The organism is Streptosporangium sp. NPDC050855 (assembly GCF_044456585.1).
GTDB classification, from domain to species: Bacteria; Actinomycetota; Actinomycetes; order Streptosporangiales; family Streptosporangiaceae; genus Streptosporangium; species Streptosporangium longisporum.
In genome coordinates this window covers 92,800-118,277 of sequence record NZ_JBITFY010000005.1, presented here as the reverse complement: position 1 = coordinate 118,277, position 25,478 = coordinate 92,800, and the positions used below count along the sequence as shown (strand labels likewise).

24 protein-coding genes are annotated in these 25,478 nt (G+C 72.9%); 11 read left to right on the top strand and 13 right to left on the bottom strand.

All coding sequences use genetic code 11. The features are described from left to right. Nucleotides 1–24: 24 nt before the first annotated feature. The 9 genes from ACIBCT_RS13120 to ACIBCT_RS13080 all read right to left on the bottom strand — a co-directional run bounded on the left by ACIBCT_RS13120 (nt 25) and on the right by ACIBCT_RS13080 (nt 12,288). The gene (locus ACIBCT_RS13120; RefSeq protein WP_399187954.1) at nt 25–972 is read right to left on the bottom strand and encodes an aldose 1-epimerase family protein; all 948 of its coding nucleotides are present in this window, start codon (nt 970–972) and stop codon (nt 25–27) included. Nucleotides 973–1,094: 122 nt separating this feature from the next. Further along, nucleotides 1,095–1,571 (bottom strand): GNAT family N-acetyltransferase, encoded by a 477-nt coding sequence (locus tag ACIBCT_RS13115; protein ID WP_399187952.1) that lies wholly within the window; start codon nt 1,569–1,571, stop codon nt 1,095–1,097. 251 nt (nt 1,572–1,822) lie between these two features. Continuing rightward, a complete protein-coding gene (gene cysS, locus ACIBCT_RS13110) occupies nt 1,823–3,202 on the bottom strand; it encodes a cysteine--tRNA ligase (RefSeq protein WP_399187950.1) in 1,380 nt (459 codons plus the stop codon). Between the two features lie 154 nt (nt 3,203–3,356). Then, complete coding sequence (locus tag ACIBCT_RS13105; protein ID WP_344902441.1) at nt 3,357–5,198, bottom strand: sigma factor-like helix-turn-helix DNA-binding protein; 1,842 nt, start codon at nt 5,196–5,198, stop codon at nt 3,357–3,359. Nucleotides 5,199–5,249: 51 nt separating this feature from the next. Further along, nucleotides 5,250–7,307 carry a UvrD-helicase domain-containing protein gene (locus tag ACIBCT_RS13100; RefSeq protein ID WP_399187948.1) on the bottom strand — a complete coding sequence of 686 codons (2,058 nt, stop codon included), beginning with the start codon at nt 7,305–7,307 and terminating at the stop codon, nt 5,250–5,252. 3 nt (nt 7,308–7,310) lie between these two features. Further along, complete coding sequence (locus ACIBCT_RS13095; protein ID WP_399187946.1) at nt 7,311–9,938, bottom strand: hypothetical protein; 2,628 nt, start codon at nt 9,936–9,938, stop codon at nt 7,311–7,313. Between the two features lie 111 nt (nt 9,939–10,049). Next, the gene (locus ACIBCT_RS13090) at nt 10,050–10,802 is read right to left on the bottom strand and encodes a class I SAM-dependent methyltransferase (protein WP_399187944.1); all 753 of its coding nucleotides are present in this window, start codon (nt 10,800–10,802) and stop codon (nt 10,050–10,052) included. 127 nt (nt 10,803–10,929) lie between these two features. Beyond that, the gene (locus ACIBCT_RS13085) at nt 10,930–11,997 is read right to left on the bottom strand and encodes an ABC transporter substrate-binding protein (RefSeq protein WP_399187942.1); all 1,068 of its coding nucleotides are present in this window, start codon (nt 11,995–11,997) and stop codon (nt 10,930–10,932) included. A gap of 87 nt (nt 11,998–12,084) precedes the next feature. Then, nucleotides 12,085–12,288: a hypothetical protein gene (locus tag ACIBCT_RS13080; protein WP_344902426.1), complete on the bottom strand. Its 204-nt coding sequence runs from the start codon at nt 12,286–12,288 to the stop codon at nt 12,085–12,087. A 160-nt stretch (nt 12,289–12,448) separates the two neighbouring features. On the opposite strand from ACIBCT_RS13080, the gene fdxA reads away from it, so the two are divergent. The 3 genes from fdxA to ACIBCT_RS13065 all read left to right on the top strand — a co-directional run bounded on the left by fdxA (nt 12,449) and on the right by ACIBCT_RS13065 (nt 14,755). After that, the gene (gene fdxA / locus ACIBCT_RS13075) at nt 12,449–12,775 is read left to right on the top strand and encodes a ferredoxin (protein WP_344902423.1); all 327 of its coding nucleotides are present in this window, start codon (nt 12,449–12,451) and stop codon (nt 12,773–12,775) included. A 214-nt stretch (nt 12,776–12,989) separates the two neighbouring features. Beyond that, complete coding sequence (gene dapC, locus ACIBCT_RS13070) at nt 12,990–14,069, top strand: succinyldiaminopimelate transaminase (RefSeq protein WP_399187940.1); 1,080 nt, start codon at nt 12,990–12,992, stop codon at nt 14,067–14,069. 11 nt (nt 14,070–14,080) lie between these two features. Further along, nucleotides 14,081–14,755 (top strand): DUF4178 domain-containing protein, encoded by a 675-nt coding sequence (locus tag ACIBCT_RS13065; protein WP_399187938.1) that lies wholly within the window; start codon nt 14,081–14,083, stop codon nt 14,753–14,755. Between the two features lie 73 nt (nt 14,756–14,828). Here ACIBCT_RS13065 and ACIBCT_RS13060 read toward each other — a convergent pair whose 3' ends face one another. Next, nucleotides 14,829–15,653 carry a hypothetical protein gene (locus ACIBCT_RS13060; RefSeq protein ID WP_399187936.1) on the bottom strand — a complete coding sequence of 275 codons (825 nt, stop codon included), beginning with the start codon at nt 15,651–15,653 and terminating at the stop codon, nt 14,829–14,831. 70 nt (nt 15,654–15,723) lie between these two features. Here ACIBCT_RS13060 and ACIBCT_RS13055 point away from each other — a divergent pair, with 70 nt between their 5' ends. The 4 genes from ACIBCT_RS13055 (at nt 15,724) to ACIBCT_RS13040 (ending at nt 19,377) form a co-directional block, all read left to right on the top strand. Next, the gene (locus ACIBCT_RS13055; RefSeq protein ID WP_399187934.1) at nt 15,724–16,590 is read left to right on the top strand and encodes a 2,3,4,5-tetrahydropyridine-2,6-dicarboxylate N-succinyltransferase; all 867 of its coding nucleotides are present in this window, start codon (nt 15,724–15,726) and stop codon (nt 16,588–16,590) included. Nucleotides 16,591–16,600: 10 nt separating this feature from the next. After that, nucleotides 16,601–17,662, top strand: a complete 1,062-nt coding sequence (gene dapE / locus ACIBCT_RS13050) for a succinyl-diaminopimelate desuccinylase (RefSeq protein WP_399187932.1) — start codon at nt 16,601–16,603, stop codon at nt 17,660–17,662. A gap of 323 nt (nt 17,663–17,985) precedes the next feature. Next, nucleotides 17,986–18,780: a TIGR00730 family Rossman fold protein gene (locus ACIBCT_RS13045; protein ID WP_399187930.1), complete on the top strand. Its 795-nt coding sequence runs from the start codon at nt 17,986–17,988 to the stop codon at nt 18,778–18,780. 9 nt (nt 18,781–18,789) lie between these two features. After that, nucleotides 18,790–19,377, top strand: coding sequence for a TIGR00730 family Rossman fold protein (locus tag ACIBCT_RS13040; protein WP_399187928.1), 588 nt, complete (start codon nt 18,790–18,792; stop codon nt 19,375–19,377). On the opposite strand, the gene ACIBCT_RS13035 is transcribed toward ACIBCT_RS13040, so the two are convergent. Next, on the bottom strand, nt 19,354–19,656 hold the full coding sequence (locus tag ACIBCT_RS13035) for a hypothetical protein (RefSeq protein ID WP_399187926.1): 303 nt from the start codon (nt 19,654–19,656) through the stop codon (nt 19,354–19,356). The two genes, ACIBCT_RS13040 and ACIBCT_RS13035, sit on opposite strands and share 24 nt — an antisense overlap. 149 nt (nt 19,657–19,805) lie before the next feature. On the opposite strand from ACIBCT_RS13035, the gene ACIBCT_RS13030 reads away from it, so the two are divergent. Both ACIBCT_RS13030 and ACIBCT_RS13025 read left to right on the top strand, forming a co-directional pair. Beyond that, nucleotides 19,806–20,759: a hypothetical protein gene (locus ACIBCT_RS13030; protein ID WP_399187924.1), complete on the top strand. Its 954-nt coding sequence runs from the start codon at nt 19,806–19,808 to the stop codon at nt 20,757–20,759. Then, entirely contained in the window at nt 20,756–21,361 is a 606-nt protein-coding gene (locus ACIBCT_RS13025) for a DNA-3-methyladenine glycosylase I (protein WP_399187922.1), read from the top strand. Before ACIBCT_RS13030 ends, ACIBCT_RS13025 begins: the two co-directional genes overlap by 4 nt. 142 nt (nt 21,362–21,503) lie before the next feature. Here ACIBCT_RS13025 and ACIBCT_RS13020 read toward each other — a convergent pair whose 3' ends face one another. Continuing rightward, nucleotides 21,504–22,286, bottom strand: coding sequence for an enoyl-CoA hydratase-related protein (locus ACIBCT_RS13020; protein WP_399187920.1), 783 nt, complete (start codon nt 22,284–22,286; stop codon nt 21,504–21,506). A gap of 155 nt (nt 22,287–22,441) precedes the next feature. Next, the gene (locus ACIBCT_RS13015; protein ID WP_399187918.1) at nt 22,442–23,287 is read right to left on the bottom strand and encodes a PaaX family transcriptional regulator C-terminal domain-containing protein; all 846 of its coding nucleotides are present in this window, start codon (nt 23,285–23,287) and stop codon (nt 22,442–22,444) included. Between the two features lie 189 nt (nt 23,288–23,476). Between ACIBCT_RS13015 and ACIBCT_RS13010 the strand changes: the two genes are divergently transcribed. Together ACIBCT_RS13010 and ACIBCT_RS13005 are read left to right on the top strand one after the other, a co-directional pair. Then, on the top strand, nt 23,477–23,644 hold the full coding sequence (locus tag ACIBCT_RS13010; RefSeq protein WP_084195322.1) for a DUF3117 domain-containing protein: 168 nt from the start codon (nt 23,477–23,479) through the stop codon (nt 23,642–23,644). Between the two features lie 261 nt (nt 23,645–23,905). Continuing rightward, on the top strand, nt 23,906–25,405 hold the full coding sequence (locus ACIBCT_RS13005) for a leucyl aminopeptidase (protein ID WP_399187916.1): 1,500 nt from the start codon (nt 23,906–23,908) through the stop codon (nt 25,403–25,405). Nucleotides 25,406–25,478: the final 73 nt, after the last annotated feature.

The window sequence follows — 25,478 nt, the reverse complement described above, 5'->3', positions numbered from 1 at the left end:
CGCGCGGGGTGTTCGCGGCGGACGTCAGGCGGGGCCGATCCCCCAGCGGTGCACGGCACGGCCGCCGGGGGCCAGCCGGACGACGTCCTCGCCGGTGGCGAAGGCGTTCGGCGGGCAGCTCATCGGCTCCACCGCCAGCCCCTGCCTGCGGTGCTCCTCGGGCAGGGTGTCACCGGTGTAGAGCTGGAGCCATTCGATCCCCTCGCCCGCCCAGAGCTGGACCCCGCCGGTCCCGCCGGTTCCGTCGGTTCCGTCCGGGGAGGTCAGCCTGACCCGCACCAGCCCGTCGTCACCGCGCTCCAGGTCGGTGAACGCGGTGTCGAGCTCGGTCCCGCCGATCGGGCGGGCGGTCCGGAAGTCGTACTCGGTCCCCTTGACGTCCTTGCGGCCGGTGGGGATCTTCCGCTCGTTCACCGCGATCCACTGGGCGGCGGGCAGCTCCAGCACGGCCTCGTCGAGGGGGACGGAGGTGCCCGGGGCACCGAGGGTCAGATAGGGGTGGGCCCCGAAGCCGTACGGCGCGTCGGTGGCACCGACGTTCTCCGCCTCAATCTCCACCTCCAGCCCGGTGGCGCTCAGCGCGTACCGGATGGAGAGGTCCAGGATGTGCGGGTAGCCGAGCTGGGGGAACAGCCGCAGCCCCATCCGGATCGAGGACTCCTCATGGGACAGGACCCGCCAGGGGAACGTCCGGGAGAAGCCGTGGATCGCGTTGCCCGTCTTGGGCTCGCTCAGCGCGAGCTGCCGCTCCTCGCCGTCGAAGGTGTAGCGGCCGTCCTCGATCCTGTTCGGCCAGGGGAGCAGGGGCAGCCCCGCCCCGCCGACCGGGGGCCGGTCGGCGGGGAAGTCGACGACGAGCGGCCTGCCGTCCTGGGTGAGGCTCCTGAGGCCGGCCCCGAGCTCGGTGATGACGGCCTCGAAGCCGTCGGCCGCGATGGTGTGCTGGGTCCCGGTGGGCGCGATATTCGTCACCCGGTCATTGAACACCCATCGATCACGGTCGTATCGCCGCCCCGTCCCGCAACGCCGCCGACATCGGCCCGGGACCGTTCCGGGACCGCTCCAGGGCCTTTGCGGGACCTTTCCGGGACCGCCTACAGCACCGTCTCCAGGACCGTGGACTGCACCGCGAAACCGTTCCTCCGGTAGAAGCGGACGGCGCCCTCGTTGCTCGCGTAGGCCGTCACCCCGGCGTAGCGGGCGCCGTGCAGGCGGGCCCACCGCCTGAACTCCTCCACGAGCCTGGTGCCGATCCCGCGGTCCCGGTAGGGCGGCTGGACGTACATGCTGCCCAGGGTCGCGACGGTGACCGGCCGCATCGGGGTGGGCTCGGACAGCGCGCCGGTCAGGTGGCCGACGATCCGGTCGCCGTCCTCGGCGACCATCACCAGCCGGCTCGGGTCCTCCAGCGCGTCGGCGAAACGGGCCCGGCCGTGCTCCTTCGGCCAGTTCACGTTCAGGGCGGGATCGCGGGTGCCCGCGTCCTCGGCGAACAGCGCCGAACTGCAGGCGACGATCTCGTCCAGATCCGCGATCGTGCCGGGTCGTACGGCGACGGTGCTCTCACTCATGGGCCGGACGCTACCGGTCGCGACCGACATTACGAGTGATCTGCTGCTTTCCCCCCTTCCGGGCGGGGCGGCGCTCTTTCCAGGGAGGTGAGCCCCCTCCCGGGAGACGGGTGCCCCTTCCGCGAGAGCGGGACTCTCCCGGGGACGGCCCTCCTTCCCGGCGAGAACCCGGCCTTCCCCGGGACGGCCCGCCTTGTCGGCGGGAACGGGTCCCGCGGCCCCGGCACGGTCGTCCCGGGGCCGTCAGGCCGTCAGGACCAGGTCTGGCCCTCCGGGGTGTCGGTGACCCGCACGCCGAGGGCGGCCAGCTCGTCGCGGAGCCGGTCGGAGGCGGCCCAGTCCCTGGCGTCGCGGGCCCGCGAACGCTGCTCCAGCAGCTCGGCGGCGCCCGCCGGGAGGCTCCTGGTCCTGCCGATGTCGATGGACAGGTCCAGGGCGAGGATCTGGTCGAGGTGCAGGAACGCCTCGAAGCGGGAACCGGGGGCCACCGACCCGTCGCGCTCCAGCTCGCGCAGGAGCCGCAGCGCCAGCGGGGTGTCGAGATCGTCGTCGAAGGCGGCCTCGATCCGGGAGACCTGGTCGGCGGGCATCGGGCCGCTCGGGGACTCCGACCACTGGGCCACCAGGCCGCGCCAGCGCCGCAGGGTCCTGTCGGCGGCCCGCAGGGTGTCCCAGGTGAGGTTCATCTGCTGGCGGTGACGATGCTCCAGCAGCGCCAGCCGCACGGCCAGCGGGTCCAGCCCGGCCTCCGCCACGTCCTTGAGCAGGACCACGTTGCCGGTGGACTTCGACATCTTGCGCCCGTCGAAGAGCAGGTGCTCACCGTGCACCCAGTGCCGTACCACCTCGTGCCCGGCGGTGGCGTCGGACTGGGCGCGCTCGTCCTCGTGGTGCGGGAAGCGCAGGTCGATGCCGCCGGTGTGCACGTCGATGTGCTCGCCGAGGAAGCGCAGCGACATGGCCGAGCACTCGATGTGCCAGCCGGGGAAACCACGGCCCCACGGGGTCTCCCAGGTCGGCTCCCCCTCCGCGGGCTTCCACAGCGCCCAGTCGGCGTGGAACCGCTTGCGCGGGTCGACGCCCTCGATCCGGTGCGCGGGCCGCAGCTGGTCGAGCCGGTTGCCGGAGATCTCCCCGTACGTCGGGAAGGAGGTCGCGTCGAAGAAGACCGACCCGTCGGGCACCGCGTACGCGTGCCCCTTCTCGATCAGCTTGGCGATCATCTCGACCATCAGGTCGATGGTCTCGCTCGCCCGGGGCGAGTGGTCGGGCGGGCGGATGTTCAGCGCGGTCGTGTCCGCGAGGAAGGACTCCTCGTAGAACCGCGCGACCTCCAGGGGGCTGCGCCCCTCGGCCCGCGCCTGGGCGAGCACCTTGTCCTCGCCCGAGGAGTCGATCTCGGCGTCGTCGACCAGGTGACCGACGTCGGTGATGTTGCGGCAGGCCACCACCCGGACCCGCTGCCGCTCGCTGACCCGCCTGATCAGATCCGACAGCAGGTACGACCGGAGGTTGCCGACATGGGCCGACCTGTAGACGGTCGGGCCGCAGCTGTACATCCGCAGGGAACGGCTCCCCTCCGGCACGATCTGCTCGATCCGGCGATTCCGCGTGTCATACAGGCGCAACATGCGTCGAGCCTACGCCGCGACCCGACCCGGGCGCGGCCGTGCCTGGACCGAGGAGGGCGGGATCGTGAGGTACGAGCGATTTCGTCTGACGAGGGAAGGCATGGCCGTGTGGCGCCCGGGTCCGCGCTCGCGGAGCGGGCGCCATCAACACGGCTCACCCCTCGAGGAAGGTGAGGATGTCCCGGTCGCCGCGGTCGCGGAGGCGGGTGATGACCTCCTCGCGGGTGCAGCCGTCCGGCAGGCCGATGCGGGCGCCGATCAGGCGCAGGCCCTCGGCCTCGGAGGCCACCGGCGCGGTGTAGCCGATCAGGTGCAGCCCCCGGTTCAGGGCGGGCAGGGTCGGCGAGGCGGCCGGCAGGTAGCGGGTCAGCAGCTCGCCGCCGTCGGAGACCGTCAGGAACACGTGGTCGCCCTCGGAGGCGTTGGCGGCGACCAGGACGGGCCGGATGGAGCCCATGGTCGGCTGGTTGTGCCAGCTGATCACCACGTCGCCCGAGGGGGTGGAGGCGGTCAGCTGGCCGCCGGGGGCCATGCCGAGGTGGGCGGCGAAACCGGTCGGCAGCGGGGATCCCGAGCCGCGCAGGTGCTCGGCGTTGACGTCCACCCGGTGCCACCAGCGCCCGTCGCGGCTGCGGAAGCAGCGCCGGGTCTCCGAGACGTCGCGGCGCGGCTGGTACTCGGCCTGCTCGGCCCCGGCCACCCGGATCCAGCCCCGCTGCGTGCGCTCGAAGCCGGGGCCGCCCGCGTACGCGCGGACCGAGCTCTCGCTCACGTCGTAGCGGCCGGTGAGGCTGGTGACGATCGTGTTGACCGAGGCCTCGCCGTTGGACCGCTCGATCTCCCTGACGATCATCTCCCGGATGCCCAGGTACTGCTCGCCGCCCCAGCGCGTCAGCCCGTACTTGTTCCGGTCGACCCGCAGGAACCGGTCGTCGGCGGTGAGCTGGTTGCGGATGCCGACGAGGCTGTAGTCCTCGCCGATGCGCTCCTGGATCTCCTCGGGGCTCAGCGGGGCCCCCGCCACCGCGAGCACGGCCTCGGCCTTGTCGTTCACGCTGCGCGGCCAGGGCACCACGTGGCCGTCCAGCACCCGCAGCTGCGGGACCGCGATGAGCCAGCGCTCGGCCACGTCCTCGCGGATGCCGAGCTGGCTGGCCAGCGTGACGGCCTCGTCCAGCGGGCGGGGCCCGTCGGTGAACAGCTGCCGGGTCTTCTCCCTGAGCTCGTCGGCGCCCCCGGCGACCAGCCAGCCGTCCACCTGCTCGTAGCCGGACAGCAGGGTGCGGACGAACCGCCAGGCGGGGATGCCCAGGGTGGCGAGGTCACTGCGGTGCCAGGGCACCGCCGCGGCCAGGTCGTCGGCGGGCACGGCCGAGCCCAGCCGTCCCCGCAGCCAGGAGACGTGCCCGATCAGCGGTGCCGCGTCCTCCTTGGCGAGCCAGGCCTCGACGTGGTCGCGCAGGTCGCGCTCGATCTGCCGGATGCGCTCCCGGGTGACCGAGAACCGCTGGGCCAGGTCGTCGAGCGTGGCCCGCTGGGAGGCGTACAGCCGGTCCCTGGCGATGGCCCGCTGCCGCTCGTCCAGGGTGGCGAAGACCTCGTCGATCAGCTCGGGCAGCGGACGATCGGGCCGGGACGGGCGGATCCTGGCGACGCTCTCCTCGGTGACCGGTTCGAGCAACCGCTCCAGCACGCCGGTGAACAGCTTGTGCACGGTCTCGCGGCCGAGCCCCTCGGGGGTGCGGACGCTGGCGGCCGGGTCGGCGAACCTGAGCAGCGGAAGGACGTCGCCGAGCATCAGGTGGCCCCAGCAGGCCAGGGCGAGGTCGGTCAGGCGTCCGGCGACCTCGGAGGTCCCGATGGTGGAACAGGCCCGGTCGAGCGGAAGCGCCTGCCACCACGCCTCGGGGAGGCGGGGGTCGGTGGCGATCGGCGCTACCTGGCCGGGGGAGGTCCAGCGCAGGGGTGGCGCGATGTCGCTCAGGCTGAGGTTCATTGAGGTCCAACCGGCAAAGGGGAATATATCCGCAGTTCAGAGACTATGTGATCAAGTAGGAAGGAAGGGACTGGCCCGTCCGGAGTGGGATACGTAGAGAAGTTCTCTGGCCCGGGTGCAGGCCACGTACAGCAGCCCGCGTTCCCGCTGGAGGTCGTGCGCCCTGGCGGCCGGGTCCTCGCCGACGGGGGTCAGGGCGCCGGGGTCGGGCACGGTCCCGTCGCTGACGCCGATCACCGCGACCCGCCGGAACTCCAGCCCCTTCATGCCGTGCAGTGTCGTCACCCGTACTCCCAGTTCGCGCAGGGCGGCCCGTGCGTCGCGCACGAGGCCGGAGGTCCTGGCGGCCACCGCTATCTCCTCCGGAGGCACACCCTCGTCCACCCACTGTCCCACCTGTGCCACCAGCCCCGTCAGCTCATCCCGTGGAGAATCGTAGGCGCGGACCGTCGGCCGCGGCCCGTACCGGACCCCCCGGAACCCGTAAAGCTCCTGCACACCCTTGACGAGCCCGTCGGCGGGACCGCCCCCGCGCAGCCGGACCCCCCAGGACAGGATCTCTCGCGGGAGCCGGTACGACACCTGCAGCCGCTGCTGGATCGCGTCGATGCCGACGGCTCCGAGCGTCACCCGGGTGTCGAAGATGCGCTGGTGCGGGTCGCCCACGACGAACAGGTCGTCGGGGGCGTGCGGCACCGCCGCCCGCAGCAGCCGCCACTGCGCCGGGTGCAGGTCCTGCGCCTCGTCCACCACGATGTGCCGGTACGGCTCCCGCACCGGCTCGGTCTCCTCCAGCAGGTCCCCGGTCGTCCGGCCGAGCAGCGTCGACGCCTCGGAGGCCAGCTGGAGCAGGGTCCGCCTGCCACGCAGCCGCAACTGCTCGGTGACGTGCCCGACCGCGTCCCAGACGACGGCCCGCTCCCGCCGCGACAGCTCGACGCTGCGCCCGGGGCGGGGGGCCTCCAGGTACTCCTCCAGGGTCCGCAGGTTCTGCGCCAGCACCACCTGCTCCCACTCGCGCAGCAGGAACGCCGGGCTGTGACCGGTCGCGGTCTCCTCCCAGAGCGCGGTCAGCTCGGCGCCGCCGACCAGCGAGGGCGGCCGTCCCTCGGCCTCGGCCACGATGCGGTGCGCCAGCCGGTCGACGTTGCCGACCTCGACCCGCTTGCGGATCACCTCGTCCTCGATCAGGACGTCCAGCCGGGCCGCGAGGTCGGCGCTCAGCCCCTGGGAGAAGGTGACCAGCAGGACCTGTCCGGTGGCGCGGGAGGCCAGGTGGGCGGCCCGGTGCAGGGCGACGAGGGTCTTGCCGGTGCCCGCGCCCCCGGTGACCAGCGTCGGCTGCGGGTAGGAGTCCCGGTAGGCCATGCGGTGCTGGGGCGGGTAGAGGAACACGCACCAGCCGGGCGCCTCCAGCACCCGGTTCAGCTCGCGCGGGTGCGGGGTGAAGACGGCCCGGTCCGGGCTGCGCAGCAGCGCGGCGCCGAAGTCCTCGGGGTTGACCGGCTCGGGATCGGGGGCGACCGCGCGGCAGTTCTCCAGCTCCCGCCAGGCCCCGGCCATCGACTCGCCCCGGGCGAGCGCGGCCAGCGGCTCGTACTGCGTGGGGGGCAGCAGCGGTTCCAGGGCCTCCAGGGTGAGCTGGTCGGTGATCTGCCGCACCAGCGGCAGGAAGCGGCCGTCGACGCCCAGCTCGGCCAGGTCGCTGTCGCAGATGTCGGAGAACAACCGGGACGTGGTCGCCTCGGCGGCCCTGCGCACCGCGGGCCTGACCCGGTCCAGCGCCTCGGCGTCCCACATCTCCACCACGCCGAGCGCGGTGTTGACCCCGAACCGGTGGCGCTGCGCGTACGCCCACGCCTCGGCGTCCGGGAGCACGGTCAGCAGCCAGTAGACGTCCCGCTGCCTGACCACGACGCCCCGGTGCCGGTCGGCCAGCCTCAGGGTCGCCACCCTGGGGTCCCTGGCCCCCCTGACCCGCTCGGGATGCGGTGCGCCCGCCACGTTCTGCAGGAACCTGCGCGCCGACACCACGACGTCGCGCCGCACCGGCTGGGCCAGGGCGGCGAGTCCGGCCGGGAACTCGGGGGAGAGGGCGAGGCGGGGCACGGGTCAGGCCAGGAGCGCCAGGAGATCGCGGTCCCCGCGTTCTCGTAGCCGGGTGAGGAGGTCGGGCAGGGCCGCGGGACCGCCCATGCCGACCCGGGTGGCGATGACCCGTACGGCCTGCTCCGGGGTCCCGCCGGCCGCGGTGTAGCCGACCAGCCGCAACGCCCGCGCGGTCGTCTCCACCTCGTCCCCCGCGGCCGGCAGGTGCCTGGCGCGCAGGACCCCCTCGTCCGACAGGGTCAGGAACAGGTGGCTGCCCTCCTTGGCGCCCACGTCCGCGAGCAGCGTGCCGAGCGACTCCAGGACGGGTCTGTCCTGCCAGTTGAGGGCCAGCTCGCCGACCGCGCTGCTGACCGTACGGCCGACACCGGGCGCCATCCCGAGGTAGGCGGCGAACCCGCTGGGCAGCGGGCACTCGGCTCCCCGCAGGTGGTCGGCGGTGACGTCGATCCTCAGCCACCAGCGGCCGTCGGGCTGCCGGAAGCAGCGCCGGGTCAGCGAGACGTCCTTCAGCGGGCGGAACGGGGCCTTCGCCGGTTCCCCGGCCTTGTGCCCGTCGGCACCGCCGCCGTTCCGTCCCTCGGCACCGCCGTCGCCGCCGAGCCGGTCGCCCGCGCCGTCGCCGGGCTTCTCCGCGGTCAGCGAGGGGGCGCCGCCGCGCTGCGGGGGCCGCTCGCCCGCGCCGAGGATGCGCAGCTGCGGGACGTTCTCCAGCCACTCCTTGGACACCTCCGGGTGGATGCCCAGGGAGGAGACCATGTCGAGGGCCTTGTTGATGGTCAGCGGCGGCGTGGCGGCGCTGATCATGTCGCGGGTACGGTGCCGCAGCTCGGTGATGTCGCCCTCCACCAGCCACTCGTCGACCACGTGGTACTCGGGCAGTGAGGCCAGCACGAACTGCCAGGCCGGTACGTCGAGCGAGCGCAGCTCCCGGGTGTGCCAGTCGGCGGCGTTGATCAGCCGCTCCCGGGGCGCGGCCTTGCCGAGAAGGTCCTTCACGCTCTCCAGGTGCTCCCGGTACGGGGCGGCCTCGTCGGAGGCGATCCACTCGGCCAGCTCGCGGCGGAGGTCCGTCTCCAGGTCGCGGATCACGTCCGGCGACACGGCGAACAGCTTGGCCAGCGCCTCCACGGTCGCCGGGACGTCGCTGAACAGCCTGTTCTGGGCCACGGCCCAGCGCCTGTCCTCGGCGTCGGCGAAGACACCGTCGACCAGCGCGTGCAGGTCCGTCGCCCGCGTCCCGGGCTCGTCGCCGGAGACCGGTCCGGACGCCTCGTCGCCGGGCTCGGACGCGTCCCGCGGGAGGTGCGGCACGGCATCGGGGACGAGGTCGTCGTCGGCCCGGTCCCCGTGCCGGTCGTGGGCCCGGCTCTCGGCCTCGTCCCCGGCCTGATCGTCCGCTCGGTCCTGGGCCGGGTCGTCCGCACGGTCCTGGAGGCGGTCGTCGGCCTGGTCCAGGGGGCGGTCGTCGAGCCGGTCGCGGGCCTGGTCCTCCGGACGGTCCTCGGGCCGGTCCTCGGGGGCGTCCCGCGTTCCGTCCGGATCCGCGTGCTCCGCCTCGGGCTCGTCCTGCGGTCCCGTCCCGCTCGCGGGTTCACCGGTCTCGGCCACGTGCCCGGCGGGAGGTCCGGTCGTCAGGGGGGACCCGGCCACCGGGACGTCACCCGGTTCGGGACCGGTGACACCGGTCTCGGGGGCGTCCTCGGGAGCGGTCCGGGGCCCGTGTCCCGTCGTGGAACCGGCCTCGGAGCGGCTCCTTCTGGCCGCGGCGGGCCGGAAGAGGGACCCGGGCGCGGCGTCCTCCTCGGCCTCCTCCGCCCGGCGGTCCCGGAGAGCCTCGGCGGCCGACGCGGCCTCGACCTCGGCACCGTGCGGGAGGGCCTCGGAGGCGTCCGAGGCCGCCCGGGTCTCCGGGGCGTCCGGAACCTGCGGGGCGTCAGGAGGCTCGGGGGCGTTCACGCTGTCGGGGGTGTTCGGGATCTCCGCAGCGTCCGGGGTGTCCGGGGTGTCCGCGACCTTCAGGGCCTCCGGGGCGTCCGGGATCGCCTGGACCTTCGGGCCCTCCACGGCCCGGGTCTCCACGGCCGTCCGGCTCTCCGGGGTCCGTGAGACGTCAAAGGCCGCGCGGTCCCTCACGCTCCCCGGTTCCAGGACCTCTCGGACGTCCTGGGCCTCCTGGACGTCCCGGACGGGAGCCGGCCGGACCGCGACGTCCGCGGAGGGGGCGGAGGCCGTCAGGCGGGTGAGGACCGCCGCGAAGAGGGTGTGCAGCAGCGGGACCGGCTGGATGAACGGCTGGTCGCGCAGGTCGTGGCCGGTCAGCGCGAGCAGTCCCGGCCAGGATCCGGCGCGGTCGAGGGCGATGGCCGTGCACGGCTCGTCCGCGTCCTCGGGGTCCAGCACGTGCAGGGCGGGGAGCACGTCGCCCACGGCGGCGGCGGGCCAGTGCTTGAGGGCGATCTCGGTCAGGATCTCCGCCAGCCGCTCCGGGCCCAGCACGGCGAGCACCCGGGCGACCGGCAGGCTCCGCCACCAAGCGTCCGGTAGGTCGGGCTGGTCGCGCAGAAGTGGGATCGTGGCCGCGTCGCTCCAGCGCAGCGGCGGCACGAGGTCACTCAGACAGAAGTTCATCCGTTCCCTTCACCAGCCCCTCAAGCCGCCCGAGACACTCCGTGTGGCCGGGGAACGAGACTCATGGAACAGACCATAGTCTGGCAAATCGCCCCGGCGCATAGAGTCGGTTCAGCGGCGTACGGCCGCGAACCTCAGCCGTACGTAGTCGGCCATCCAGCCGGTCTCCCGCCGCAGGGCGGGGGCGGCCAGCTCGTTCACCCGGCGGAGCAGCGGATCGACCGTCTCCGCGGGCACCTCCTGCAGCAGCGAACGCGCGAACATCCGCACCCAGTCGGCGGCGCCCCCCGGGCACTCGTCGAGCCGGGTCGGCCGGTCGAAGTATTCCAGGAGGCGGACGACGAAGCCGCCCTTCTCCAGCCGCGAGGCGTACTCGGCGGGCGTGGGGAAGTACCACGGCAGGTCGGGCTCGCGCAGCCCGTACTCCCGCCAGGCGGTGGACAGCGCGGCCGTCAGCGCCGCGCAGTTGCCCGCGCCGCCCATCTCGGCCACGAACCGCCCTCCCGGCGTCAGGGCCTCGCGGACGCCCGCGATCACCGCGTCCGGCTCCCGCCCCATCCAGTGCAGCGCGGCGTCGGAGAAGACCGCGTCGTAGGGCCGGGAGACGGTGAAGTCACCGCCGTCGGCGACGACGAAGTCCAGCCCCGGGTACTCCGCCCGGGCCTTCTCGATCATCGCCGGTGACCCGTCGACCCCCAGGACGTACGCGCCCCGGGAGGTGATCTCGGCCGTCAGCGTCCCCGTGCCGCAGCCGAGATCCACGATGCGTTCCCCCGGCTGCGGGTCGAGCAGGTCCACCAGGGGGGCGCCGTGCGCCGAGACGTATCCGAAGCTGTTGTCGTGGGTGCGAGCGTTCCACCTCATCAAACCCGGGGTGTCGTATCGCAAGACGATCAGCTCTCATTCTGAGACGTCAAGGCCTCTTATCGGTACTCTCCAGACACTTTAGAGCCTCTGGGCGACCCTGACCTATCAGTCCCACCAGCCCCGCTCATCTCACCTTCTTGGCCCACTCCCGCTGGAGATAGGCGCGGGCCCGGTCGATCTCCGGAACCGTGAGGACCACGGGCCTGGCCTTGACCGGCGGGAGCTTGGCGGCCAGCTCCCTGTCCAGGGTGCCGCGCATCTCCAGGGCCTCCATCCGCACCGGGCGGGCGTAGCCCTTGAGGAAGAGGTTCTGTCCCCGGTCGGAGAAGAGGAACTCCTGCCAGAGCCGGGCCGCGGCCGGGTGCGGGGCCTTCTTGTTGATGGCCTGGATGTAGTACGCGCCGAGGACGGCGTCCTTGGGGACCGCGACCTTCCACCCCTTCCCGGCGGCCGCCCGCTCGGCGTTGTGGTAGTCCCAGTCGACGACGACCGAGGCCGCCTTGGGGGCGGACGAGAGGTTGCCCGCGCTCTTGAGGCGCTGGAAGAAGTCCACGCCCCGCTCCGCCCGCGCCTCACCGTCCTGGAGCGAGGCGGCCATCACCCCGTTGAAGGCGGCCGAGACCTCCCGGGGGTCGCCGGGCAGCGAGACGCTGAGCCCCGGCTTGAGCAGATCGGTGAAGGAGGCCGGGGTCGCCACCTTGGCGGGGTCGTACCCGATCGACATGTAGCCGCCGTACGCGGCGTACCAGGCCCCCCGGTGGTCCTTGAGGTGGTCGGGGATGTCGTGCCAGTTCTGGACCCGGTAGGGGGCGAACATCTCGGCCTTGGCCACCGCGACGTCCATGCCGAGGTCGAAGACGTCGGGCTTGAGCCGGTCGGCGGCCTCGATCTCCCGGGCGCTGTTCGCCTGTGGCTCCAGTTGCTCGACCTTGATCCCGTACTCGTCGCCGAAGGTGTCGATGATCTCGCCGTAGTTCACCCAGTCGCGGGGCAGCGCGATCACCCTGAGCGTGCCCTCCTTCTTGGCCGCCTCCACGAGGCGCTCCATCGTGGAGAACCCCTCCCGCATGGAGGCCGCCTGGGCGTCGATCGGCGGGAGCTGGGCGTTCTGGGTGGCCGGGGCGCCACATCCGGCGATCACGGTCACGAGGATCACGGCGGAGGTGCCGGTGCATCTGGTACGTAGGGTCACGGGCCGAATACTGTCCGTCCGCGACCTGTGAGGTCGAGCGGCGCGGCCCTTCCCATCGCACGGCTTACACGTGTCTTGGCGAGCGGCTTACCCGGGGGGCCCTTCGGAGGTCCGGCCGCGCGGCGGGTCCGGGACGACCTTCGCCGCGGCGAGCGTCTCCTCGGCGATCTCCACCAGGGTGCCGTCACGCTTGCGCACGCCCAGCACTCCGTCCCGCCAGAACTCCAGCTCACCCACGGCGTCGCGGAACCCCTCGGGCACCCGTCTGCGGGTGGTGACCCTTTTGCCCACGTCGGATGAGGTTAGGGTGACGTTCAGGCGAGCACTGAAACCAGGGGCCATCGACTTTTGCCCCCTCGCGTTTCAGACATGTGGCAGGCACGGCAATACTAGGGCTTAGCAACCCGCGGTCGAAGTCGTGCCTAGGTGCGTAAAGAAGAAGGAGCCCGAGGTGACCTACGTCATCGCGCAGCCTTGCGTGGACGTCCTGGACAAGGCGTGCATCGAGGAGTGCCCCGTCGATTGCATCTACGAGGGTGAGCGCATGCTCTACATCCACCCCGACGAATGCGTCGACTGCGGCGCGTGCGAGCCCGTCTGCCCGGTAGAGGCGATCTTCTACGAGGACGACCTCCCCGAGCAGTGGAAGGACTTCTACAAGGCGAACGTGGACTTCTTCGAGGACCTGGGATCGCCGGGCGGCGCCTCCAAGGTCGGCAAGATCGAGAAGGACCACCCGGTCGTCGCGGCCCTGCCCCCGCAGGCCGAGAGCCACTAGTGGCCGTGCCGGAGGGGGTGAACGCGCTTCCCCTCCGGCACGCGCCACCGGTCCGGCCCTCCCGGCCGGTCCCGCACGCGCCACCGCTCACGACCCGATCCAGCGAGAGACGACGGCTGATCCCGATGTACGCCATTCCCGACCGGTTCCCCGCCCCGGAGGCCCCGGAGGCCCCGGAGGCCCTGGACTCCCCGGGCACCCCGGTGAGGTCGCGGTGACCGGCCTGCCGGACTTCCCCTGGGACCGGCTCGTCCCGTTCAAGGAGCAGGCGGCGGCGCACCCCGGCGGAATCGTCGACCTGTCGGTCGGCACCCCCGTCGACCCGGTCCCCGCCGTCGTGCGCCAGGCCCTCGCGGACGCCTCCGACAGCCCCGGATACCCGCTGACCTACGGCACCGAGCGCCTGCGCTCGGCCGCGGCCGGATGGCTGCGCCGCAGGCACGGCGTGCTCCTGGACCAGGCGAACGTGCTGCCGCTGATCGGCTCCAAGGAGTTCGTGGCCTGGCTGCCGACCCTTCTCGGCGTCCGGCCGGGCGAGCGGGTGATCTTCCCGGAGCTGGCGTACCCCACCTACGACGTGGGCGCGCGCCTGGCGCACGCCGAGCCGTACGCCACCGACGGGCTGCTCGCCCTCGGGCCCGAGCGGGTGCCGCTGGTCTGGGTGAACTCCCCGTCCAACCCGACCGGCAGGGTCCTGCCCGCCGAGCACCTGCGCAAGGTCGTCGCGTGGGCGCGCGAGCGCGGCGCGGTCGTGGCCTCCGACGAGTGCTACATCGAGCTGGGCTGGGAGGAGCGGCCGGTCTCGATCCTGCACCCGGACGTCTGCGGCGGCTCGCACGAGGGCCTGATCGCCGTGCACTCGCTCTCCAAGCGCTCCAACCTGGCCGGTTACCGGGCCGGATTCGCCGCGGGGGACCCCGCGCTGATCGCGCGGCTGCTGGAGGTGCGCAAGCACGCCGGCATGATCATGCCGGCGCCGGTCCAGGCGGCCATGACCGCCGCCCTCGACGACGACGAGCACGCCGAGGAGCAGCGGTCCCGCTACGCCGCCCGTCGCGCCGCGCTCCGTCCCGCCCTGGAGTCGGCCGGCTGGAAGATCGAGCACTCCACCGCGGGCCTGTACCTGTGGGCCTCCGACGGGACGGGCTGCTGGGAGCAGGTCCGCGCCCTGGCCGGGCGGGGGATCCTGGTGGCTCCGGGTGACTTCTACGGCCGTGCCGGTGAGCGGCACGTCAGGATCGCCGTGACGGCGAGTGACGAACGCATCAGTGCGGCGGTGCGCCGCCTCCAGTAGGATCGCGCGGCATGACCCCTGCGGTCGCCGTGATACTCGGCCTGAGCGTCGCCACGATCGTCCTGCTGCTCGTCGCGTTCTTCACGACGACCCGCCAGGACAGGAACGGTCATGCCCCGGAGGCTCCCGGCGAGACACCCCCCACCCCGGTCGAGACCGCGCCGCCGCTGCCCGCGCCGACCGCGGGCCGCGTCGGCATCGACTACCCCGACCCTCGTACGATCAAGGTCGGCGACACCATCGAGTGCCAGGGAGTGCGCAGCCGCGTCCTCGGCGCGCTGTACCTGTCCTGGCAGGGAAACCAGTGGACCGAGTACCTGCTCGACGACGGCACCCGCCGCTACCAGTGGCTCTCGATCGAGATGCGCTCCGGTACCGCGGGCGAGCCTCCGCACCTGGAGGTGCTGCTGTGGACGCCGGTGCCGGCCGAGGGGATGATCCCCGCCAAGGCCACGCTGAGCGTCGAGGGCGTCGACTTCTTCCCGGTCGACCGGGGGACCGCGGCCTTCCGCGGTGAGGGGGTGACGTCGATGCCCGAGCGGGGCCTGCTGGACTTCGCCGACTACCGGGCCGCCGACGGCCGCCTGCTCAGCTTCGAGCGCCTCCAGGGCCAGCCCTGGACCTCCTCCTACGCCCAGCCGCTCGCCCCCGGCACGATCAGCATCGAGAAGGGGCAGAAGGGCTGACCGGCCTGCCGCGCCTGCCCGGCTCGTGAAGGTCTCCCGGGTTCGAACCCGGGAGAGTTCACGAGCCCCGGACTCAGAAGAGCCGCACCTTGCCGGCGGTGAACCGGGAGTCGGCCTTCCAGCCGTCGTGCCCGTCGGCCGACACCCACGTCCGGCCGTCGTAGCCGACCCTGGCGAGCCCGAACTCCTTGGCGTGGGCGACCGCCCAGCCGGCCATCAGCCAGCCACGGCCGCGCGAGGGCGCCTCGAACGCCGTCCCGGGCCCGAGCGCCCGGCCGAGCCTGCGCGCCGCCTCCTTGGTGTCGGGAGGTGGCGGCGTCCTGCCCTCGGGGGTCGGGAACCAGCAGTGCACGGCCCCGGGGACGCGTCCGGTGAACGCCGCGGCCAGGATCTTCCCGTCCTCCTCGTGCTGGGCGTACGCCGACCCGTCGGCGGAGCGCTGTACCGCCTGGGCCGCCTCGTGCAGCGGCATCTTCCGGTAGCCCTTCACCTTCACCAGCGCGGAGAAGAACTTCCCTGCGGAGTAGACGGGGTCGATGAGCTGGTCGGGCCTGCCCCACCCCTGCGAGGGCCGCTGCTGGAACGCCCCGACCGAGTCGCGGTCGCCGCCCGAGAGGTTCTGCAGCTTGGACTCCTGGATCGCGGTGGCGTACGCGATCACGACGGCCCGCTCGGGCAGCCTCCTGCGGGCCGCCACGGCCGCGATGACCGCCGCCACCTGCGCCTGCTCGATGTTCAGGTCCAGTGAGGCCGACGGGGTCGTGACCTTGCACCCCTCACCGAGATCGACCAGTGGTGTCCTCCTGAACAGGAGGAACAGGCCCGCGGTGACGATCACCACGAGCACGACGACGATCACGACGATCGCGATGACCCCTTTTGAGAACGGCCGTTGCACGGTCAAGAACCTACAGGCCCCCAGCGATTGCCCGGTCTGTCGCAAGGTCACGAACACTAAGCTCCGGGCCATGACCCAGAGCGATGCCAGCCCGCTGCCCGCGGCCGTCGACGAGCTGTGGTGGCGCCGGGACGAGCTCAGCCCGGCCGACGGCCAGGCCCGCGCCGTCGTGGTGGAAGCGGTGGACATGCTCGACAGCGGAAAGGCCCGGGTGGCCTCGGTCTCCCGGACCGGCGAGGTGGTCGTGGACGAGCGTGCCCGGCGGGCCGTCGCCCTGGCGTTCCGGGTCCTCGGCCTGGCCAGGTCCCAGGTGGGCGACTTCCACCACCGCGACCGGGTCCCGCTCAAGACCGCCGTGGACGGGGTGCGCGTGGTGCCCGGGGCCATCGCCCGCTGGGGCGCCTACCTGGCGCCGGGGGTCGTGCTGATGCCCTCGTTCGTCGACATCGGCGCCCACGTGGACGAGGGCAGCACGGTGGAGACGTGGGTCTCGATCGGCTCGTGCGCGCAGATCGGCAAGAACGTCCACCTGTCCGCGGGGGTCGGCGTGGGGGAGGCCGCCTGCCGGGACGGCGCGGAGGACCCCGAGGTCCTCGCGGAGCGGCCCGCGGTGGCGCCCGTGGTCGTCGAGGACGGGGCGCTGATCGGCGGCCGGGCGGTGATCTCCGAGGGGGCCCGCGTCGGCCGGGGCGCCGTGATCGGGGCCGGGACGATCCTGTCGGGCTCGACCCCGATCGTGGACGTGCGCACCGGCGAGGAGGTGGACCGGGGCCACGTTCCCGACCGGTGGGTGGCGGCCGGGGGCATCCGGAGCCGCGAGTTCACCGGCGGCGCGTTCGGCCTGCGCTGCGTCCTGCTGCTGGAGCGCCTGGAGGAGGGCCACAGGCCCGGCCGGGCCGAGCTGGGACGGATCCTGCACGGCCACGGACACGGATAGGGTCGCGGGCATGAGTACGCGTCTGGACCTCACGCAGGATGTCGGGGAGCTCACCGCCCGGATCGTGGACGTCGAGTCGGTCAGCGGCGACGAGAAGGCGCTCGCCGACGCCGTGGAGGAGGCGCTGCGCCCGCTGCCGCACCTGACGGTCGAGCGCGACGGCGAGTCGGTCGTGGCCCGCACCGGCCTGGGCCGCACCGAGCGGGTGGTGATCGCCGGGCACCTGGACACCGTCCCGGTCGCGGGCAACCTGCCCTCCCGGGTGGAGGACGGCCTGCTGTACGGGTGCGGCACCGCGGACATGAAGTCCGGCGTCGCGGTGGCGCTGAAGCTGGCCACCGCGCTCCCGGAGCCGTGCAGGGACGTGACGTACGTCTTCTACGACTGCGAGGAGATCGAGGCCGAGCGCAACGGGCTGCTCCGGCTCAGCCGCACGCGCCCGGACCTGCTCGCCGGTGACTTCGCGGTGCTCATGGAGCCCACCGACGGCATGATCGAGGGCGGCTGCCAGGGAACGCTCCGGGCGCAGGTCGTCACCCGGGGCAAGCGGGCGCACAGCGCCAGGTCCTGGTTCGGGGTCAACGCGATCCACGCCGCCGAGCCGGTGCTGGCCGTCCTGAACGCGTACCGGGCCAGGAGGCCGGTGGTCGACGGGCTGGAGTTCCACGAGGGCCTGAACGCGGTGGGGATCGGCGGGGGCGTCGCGGGCAACGTGATCCCCGACGAGTGCGTGGTGACCGTGAACTACCGGTTCGCCCCCGACCTGTCGCTGGAGGCCGCCCGGGAGCACGTGAGCGAGGTGTTCGACGGGTTCGAGGTCCGCTTCACCGACGGTGCCGCCGCGGCCAGGCCCGGCCTGACCCACCCGGTGGCGGCGGCCTTCGTCGACGCGGTCGGCGGCACGCCGAGGGCCAAGCTCGGCTGGACCGACGTCTCGCTCTTCTCCGGCCTCGGCGTGCCCGCGGTCAACTACGGCCCCGGGGACCCGAACCTGGCCCACCAGCGGGGAGAGTTCGTCGCGCTGGAGAAGATCGCCGACTGCGAGCGCAGGATGCTCGACTGGCTGTCCTGAGCGACGGCACCGAGCGGCGGTCCCGAGCGGCAGGTCCCGGTAGTCGTCCCGGGGGTGATCCCGATCGGCCCGTCCCGGTGGCCGGTGGCCGTCCCGGGCTGGGCGTCCCGGCAGGGGATCCCGCCGGGCGGGAGCGGAGAGGACCCGGACACAATGAAAGTGGCTTTCCTCGCCGGCCATTTGGCGGGGAAAGCCACTTTCAGTCCCGAGCAGCACCCTCGGCAGTTAGACGTGCACCGCTCAAAATCCGGTTCCACGTTTTCATGGAGATTTTTCAAGATTTTTCCAAGGGTGGCACCTGGGGCGGCAGTACGGTGACCGGCATGAAGAAAAAACGTCCCGAGCGCCGTCAGGGGGCCGCCGTGGTCCGTGGCGACCTCGTCTCCGATTCCACCCACGACCAGCGGCTTCTCGACAGGAGAGGCCCCGCCGACTGGCTGCACATGGACCCCTGGCGGGTCCTGCGCATCCAGGCCGAGTTCGTGGAGGGCTTCGGCCAGCTCGCCGAACTCCCCCAGGCGGTGACCGTCTTCGGCTCCGCCCGCACCCCCGCGGGCACCCCCGAGTACGAGATGGGCGTCGAGCTCGGCCGGAAACTCTCCCAGGCGGGCTACGCCGTGATCACCGGTGGCGGTCCCGGCTGCATGGAGGCCGCGAACAGGGGTGCGGTCGAGGCCGACGGCGTCTCGGTCGGCCTGGGCATCGAGCTCCCGTTCGAGCAGAGCATGAACGAGTACGTCGACCTCGGCATCGAGTTCCGCTACTTCTTCGTCCGCAAGACCATGTTCGTGAAGTACTCCTGCGGGTTCGTCACGCTGCCCGGCGGGTTCGGCACCCTGGACGAGCTCTTCGAGGCCCTCACCCTGGTCCAGACCAGGAAGGTCACCTCGTTCCCCGTGGTGCTGATGGGGACCGAGTTCTGGGGCGGCCTGATCGACTGGATGAAGAAGACCCTGGTGGACACCGGCAAGATCTCCCCGGCGGACGTGGACCTGATCCACGTCACCGACGACGTGGACGAGGCCGTCCGCATCATCGTGGAGGCCGACCAGAACCGGGGCGGGAGACTGGGGGACGAGGAGAGGTCGGCCATGACCACGGTCGGCGACGCCGAATAGGATCGCCGGGTGTTCATCTGCGTATTCCTCGCGTCAAGTCAGAGGATCGACCACAGGTACCTGGAGCTCGCCGAGCAGGTGGGGAACGAGCTCGCCAGGCGCGGGCACGCCCTGGTGAGCGGCGGGGCCACGGTCTCCTGCATGGGAGCGGTGGCCCGCGCCGCCCGCGCGGGCGGCGCCCACACCGTGGGGGTGATCCCCCAGGCGCTGGTGGACATCGAGATCGCGGACGAGGAGTCCGGCGAGCTGGTGGTCACCACCGACATGCGGGAGCGCAAGGGCGTCATGGACGCCCGCTCCGACGCCTTCCTGGTGCTGCCGGGCGGCATCGGGACGCTGGAGGAGCTGTTCGAGATCTGGACCTCCCGCACGCTGGGCCTGCACGACAAGCCGCTGGTACTGCTCGACCCCTGGGGCCTGTACGCGCCGTTGCGGGAGCTGGTCCTGAACATGCAGGAGGAGGGCTTCACCCGTCCGAACGTCTTCGACGCCATCTCCTGGGCCACCACGGTCGAGGAGGCGTTCGAGCTGCTGGAGAAGACGACCAGGCACCTGGAGCCGAGTCCCGAGGAGCTAGGCGAGGCCACGGCGGGTTAGCGCGGGCGGGCGCCTCCCGGCGAGGGACTCGGTCATCTCCACCGCCCGCCGTACCTGCTCGGGGCGGCCGGTGCGGAAGACACGGGCACCGAGCCAGGCGCAGATCGAGGCCGCGGCCAGCTCCGCGGCCTCGGCGTCCGGCCCGTCCCCGTGGGGGACCCCGGCCAGGTGGGCGGGGGTGACCACCACGGTGTGCCCGGCGCGGACGAGCTTCTCGACCTCCTCGGTCGAGGCTGCCTCGACCCAGCCGGGATCGCCCTCGTCACCGGGCCCGAGCACGACGGGGAGCGCCCCCGGTGCCGGCTCGGCGGACGGGGACGGACGGCGGCTCCCTTCGGGAAACGCTCCGGCCTCTTCGGGAAACGCTTCGGGAAACGGAGGGGTCACGAGCCGATCCTAGGCCAGCGGACTTGTGGCACGATTCGTATGTGCTGGTCGTCTTAGCCCTCGCTGCCATAGCCGTGATCGCCGGTGTCACGGCGGTCGCCATGGGGCGGGGAGGTGAGCTCAAGGAATTCCCCCCCGACGTGCCCCCCCTGGACCTGCCCGCGGCAGGCCGGCTCGGCGCGGTCGACTTCATGGCCCTGCAACTGCCGGTGAGCCTCGTCGGCTATCACACGCAGAGCGTCGACGAGACGCTGAACCGGGTCGCCGGCGCGCTGAGCGAGCGCGACACCAGGATCGCCGTGCTGGAGCAGCGGGTGTCCGAGCTGCTCGCGGGCAGGCTCCAGGCGCGCCACGAACCCGATCCGGCCCTGCCGGCCTCGAAGCGCCCCGGGCGCGAGGCGCCGTACCACGACCTGCCCGGTACGGGCGGGCCGGTGGAGGTCGAGGAGCTCTCCTCCGGGCCGGTGGCCGCGGACCCGTGGCGGCCGGACGCGCCGCCCTTCGCGCGGGAAGACCCCTCCCGGTCCGTCCTGGACCCGGAGCCCGCCTCGGACCCGAGCCCTGTTCCGGACCCGAGCTTTGTCCCGGACCCCGTCCCGGACCTGGAGCCCGCTCCGGATCCGGACCCTGCCCCCGACCCGGCGCCCGCTCCGGGCCTCGTGCCCGCCCTGGAGCCCGTTCCGGACGTCGCGCCGGACCCGGAGCCCGTCCGGGACGTCGCGCCGGACCCGGAGCCCGTCCGGGACGTCGCGCCGGATCCGGAGCCCGTGCGGGACCCGGATCCCACCCCGGTCTCGGGAACCGCCGCGGCGTCCAGGGTCACACCGATCCCGGAGAGGGCGACCGCGCTCCAGGAACCGGCCGTGATCTCACAGGCCCCTCGGAGCCCGGAACCGGTCGAGACCCACGGGCCCACGGCCCCGCGGGACCCCGCCGGGACGGGGAACCCCGACGACGACCGTCCCGAGCCGCGCGGGCCCGGGGGAGCCCGATGAGCGAGCCCTCGCGCCCGGGGGGGATCACACCCCTCCAGAGCGCCGAGGGCTCCGCCGGGACGGAGCTCGTACGCTGCGGCTGGGTCACCTCGGCCCCGGACTACATCGACTACCACGATCACGAGTGGGGTCGTCCGGTCACCGGTGACGACCGGGTGTTCGAGCGGATCGCGCTGGAGGCGTTCCAGTCCGGCCTGTCGTGGATCACGATCCTGCGCAAGAGGGAGAACTTCCGGGCGGCCTTCGCCGGGTTCTCCATCCCGGCCGTGGCCGCCTTCGGCGAGGCGGACGTCGACCGGCTGCTCGCGGACGCGGGCATCGTCCGCAACCGGGCGAAGATCGAGGCGACGATCGCCAACGCGCGGGTCGCGCTCGGCATCGGCCTGTCCGACCTCGTCTGGTCCCACGCCGACCCCGGCTCGCCCGTGCCCTCGACCCTGGCGGACGTGCCCGCGCAGACCCCCGGCTCCAAGGCGCTGGCCAAGGAGCTGAAGTCGCGCGGCTTCCGCTTCATCGGCCCGACCACCGCCTACGCGCTGATGCAGGCCATCGGCCTGGTCAACGACCACGTCGCCGACTGCTGGACGCGCCGGGGCCGCTGAGGGCCGGACCCTGGGTCCCGGTCACCCCTCGCGGCCCGGGATCACCGCTCCCAAGGGCCGGATCCCGGTCCCGGCCGTCCCCGGCGACCCCGCGATCACCGGAGCCGGCGGCCCCGGGTCGGCGGTCCTGGGAAGCCACGGGTCAGCGGCCCTGGAAGACGGGCCGTTCCTTGGCGAGGAAGGCACGGGTGGCGTTCAGGTGGTCACCGGTCTTGGCGCAGGCGTCCTGGAGGTCGGCCTCCACCTCCAGCGCCTCGGCCAGGGTGCCGGTGGCCGCGGACCGCAGGGCACGCTTGGTCGCCGCGTAGGCGCAGGTGGGACCCTGCGCCAGCCGTACGGCCATCGTCCGGGCCGCGGCGTCGAGCTCCTCGGCGGGGACGACCTGGGAGACCACCCCGAGTTCGAGCGCGCGGACCGCGCCCAGCGGCTCGCCGAGCAGCAGCAGCTCGGTGGCGCGCGCCTGCCCCACCAGGCGCTGGAGGGTCCAGGAGGCCCCCGAGTCGGGGGCGAGCCCGATACCGGAGAAGGCCATCGCGAACCTGGCCTTCTCCGAGGCGATCCGCAGGTCGCAGGCGAAGGCCAGGGAGGCCCCCGCTCCCGCGGCGACGCCGTTCACCGCCGCCACCACGGGCTTGTCCATCTCGGCGATCGTCCGGACGATCGGGTTGTAGTGGGCGCGCACGGTGCCGTCCAGGCTCCGGCCGGCCTCCAGGTTCGCGGCGTGCTCGCCCAGGTCCTGCCCGGCGCAGAAGGCCCGTCCCGCCCCGGTCAGCAGCACCGCCCGTACGGTGTCCGCCCGCGACGCCTCGGTCACCGCCTCCAGCAGGGCCTCCTTCGCGGAGGTCGTCAGCGAGTTCATCGCCTCCGGCCGGTTGATGACGATGACGGCGACGGCGTCGTCGACGGAGTAGAGAACGTCGCTCAACGTGTGCTCCTTCCGGATGGTTCGGCTCTGCTCGTCCGGGTCGTGACGTCGTCGACGCCGGCCCGGGTCCGCGTTCTCCCAGGATGCCCCTCAAGATGCGTCCTGAGAGCCCTGTACGGCCTTCTGAGGGGTTCTGGGGGGTTATGGCCTGTCCTTTACGGCACATCCTGCGTTGTCGCTCTCCGTGTCCCCTGGGGCGGCCCCTCCCGCGGGCCGTCCCACGGCTCGCCGAGGTGGCGGTCGACGAAGGTGGCGGCGGCCGGGAGCAGCCGCCCGGCCTCGCGCTCGAAGTAGATCCTGGCCCTCTCCCCGGGCCAGCCCCGCGGCAGCAGCTCCGCGGGGAGCCCGGGATCGCGGAAGAGGAAGTTGCGCCAGCCGTGCAGCAGCCTGCTCCGGGTGGCGAAGACCTCGTCGCAGCCCGCGTCCGCGGGCAGGGCGTCCACCAGGTCCCGCGCGCGGGCCAGCCACTCCTCGTAGGCCGCTCCGATGCCGTCCAGGTCCCACGTCCTGGCGACCAGCGCGGCGGGGTCGCCGTCGAGCACCGCCTCGAACCGGTCCGCGCGGACGCCCTGGCCGCCCAGGATCGCGTCCAGCTCCAGGGAGGGGCGCGGCCCGATCCAGGTCGTCTCGGACATGGGCGCGTACCCGATGAAGGAGAGCTCGGCCCGCAGGCGTTCCCGCCTGGACCGCTCGCGCACGGGGTCCACCACCAGGACGTGCCACCGGCCGTTCCAGGTGATCGTCCCGACTCGGTAAATTCTCAGGGCCGCCTCGTCCAGGCGGCGCACGCACTTGGGCGTGACCTCGTACCCGGGCCCCCTGGGCAGCCGGGTGGGCGAGAGCCAGCCCTGCCGCACCATCCGCGAGACGGCGGTGCGCACGGCCGGGGCGGCGATGTCCAGGGGGGCGAGCAGCCGGACGAGGGCGGCGACGGAGGCACGGCCGCCCCGGGACCGGAGATGGTCCCCGTACAGATCGAAGAGAGCGGCGCGGGCGTTCACGAGGACAAGTTTGGTCGTCCGAGGGGGCTCGGACAACGGTCTTGATCGCCGGATGAGCCGACGCTGATACTGATCGTTCCCATTCTCCGTGCGGAGGCGGGATAATAGGACATCACAGAAGACGTGAATGCGTCGGCCACCCTCGGGTCAGTCGGAGATCCGGAGCCCGAAGCAGGAAGGGATACACGCATGGCGGCTATGAAGCCGAGGACCGGTGATGGTCCGCTGGAGGTCGTCAAGGAAGGCAGGGGCATCGTCATGCGGGTTCCTCTGGAGGGTGGCGGACGTCTCGTCGTCGAGCTCTCGGCGGACGAGGCGAGCGCCCTTGGTGAGGAATTGAAGAAGATCGTCGGTTGATCCCGATCTGACGACAGTGGTGGAGCCGGGCCCTGTTTTGAGCTTGCTCGGGGAGCATGACACCTGCGACGGCCCGCGCGACCGACGATGAACACGGCCCTGGCCGTCGGACCGCCTCACGGCGGCTCGCGCCAGGGCCGCGGTGTTCTCCGCGGACCCCTCCGTGACGTCGTCGACGGTGTTCGAGTGTCCTCCCCGTGTCCTCCCGGTGTTTTCCCCGGCGTTCTCCCTTCCGCCGGACCCGATGACTGGAGTCGCCCCATGCCCATCTCCCCCCACCTGCTCCTGCCCCGCGAGCCGTACGCCCGCGGGCTGTGGGTCACCGCCCCCGACGCCGACGCCGACCCCGAGACCGCCTCCGGAGACGCCGGCCCGTCCTTCGGGGACGCCGAGCTGCTGGCCGTCCCCTTCGACGCCGGCCTGGCCCCCGAGATCGACCTGCCGCTGCCCGCGGCGGCGCTGCTCGCCCACCACAGGTCCAAGGGCGAGGCCGGGGAGATCGTCGAGGTTCCCGTCGCCACCGGCGACGCCGTGGGCCGGGTGCTCCTGTACGGGATCGGCGACGGGTCGGCGACGGCCCTGCGCAAGGCCGGCGCGGCGGTGGCACGCCGCGGCAAGGGCAGGGACGCCGTCAGGATCGTGCTGCCCGCCGGTCCGGTGGCCGCCTTCGTGCAGGGCGCGCTGCTGGCCACGTACGCCTTCCGTGCCGGGGAGGAGCAGACGCCGGGGGTGACGCTGGAGTTCGTCGGCGACGAGTCCGAGGCCGAGGTCGACGACGCGCGGGTGATCGCCGAGGCCGTGGCCCTGGCCAGGGACCTGACCAACACGCCGTCCTCGGTGAAGTCCCCGGCCTGGCTGGCCGAGCGCGCCGGCGAGCACGTCGCGGACCGGGACGTGACCGTGCGGGTGTGGGACGAGCGGGAGCTGGCCGACGACGGGTTCGGCGGGATCCTCGCCGTCGGCAAGGGGGCGCAGAGCCCGCCCCGGCTGATCCGGCTGGACTACCGGCCCGAGGGCGCGAGCGGCCACGTGGTCCTGGTCGGCAAGGGCATCACCTACGACACCGGCGGGATCTCCCTCAAGCCGACCGGCAACATGGTCTTCATGAAGACCGACATGGCGGGCGGGGCCGTGGTCATCGCGGTCCTGGGCGCGCTGGCCGCGCTCGGCGTGCGGGTCCGGGTCACCGGCCTGGTCGCCACCGCCGAGAACGCCTTCTCCGGCTCGGCCCAGCGCCCCTCCGACGTGATCACCCAGTACGGCGGCCGGACCGTGGAGGTGCTGAACACCGACGCGGAGGGCCGGCTGGTGCTGGCCGACGCGCTGGCCTACGCCGACGCCGAGCTGGACCCGGACGTCATGGTCGACGTGGCCACGCTGACCGGGGCGATCGGCATCGCGCTCGGCAAGGGCCTGGGCGCGGTCTTCGCCTCCGACGACGCCCTGGCCGAGGCGCTGACCGCGGCCGGGGAGGCCGGTGGGGAGCCGCTCTGGCGGATGCCGCTGATCGAGGACTACGTCCCGGCCCTGGAGTCGTCCGTGGCCGACCTGGCCAACATCGAGACCGGATCCACCTACGGCGCGGGTTCGGTGACCGCGGCGCTGTTCCTGCGAGAGTTCACCGGCGGACGGCCGTGGGCGCACCTGGACATCGCGGGCGTCGGCCGCAGCGGCGCCGACGAGGGCCTGCTGAGCAAGGGCGCCACCGGGTACGGCGTGCGCCTGCTGCTGGAGTGGCTGGCGGGGCTGCCGGAACGGTGAGGGCACGCCGCCACCGGTGTGTCCCCGGCCTCGGGGTCCCGGAAAGCGGCTCCCGGCGCCGGCCCGGCTCGTT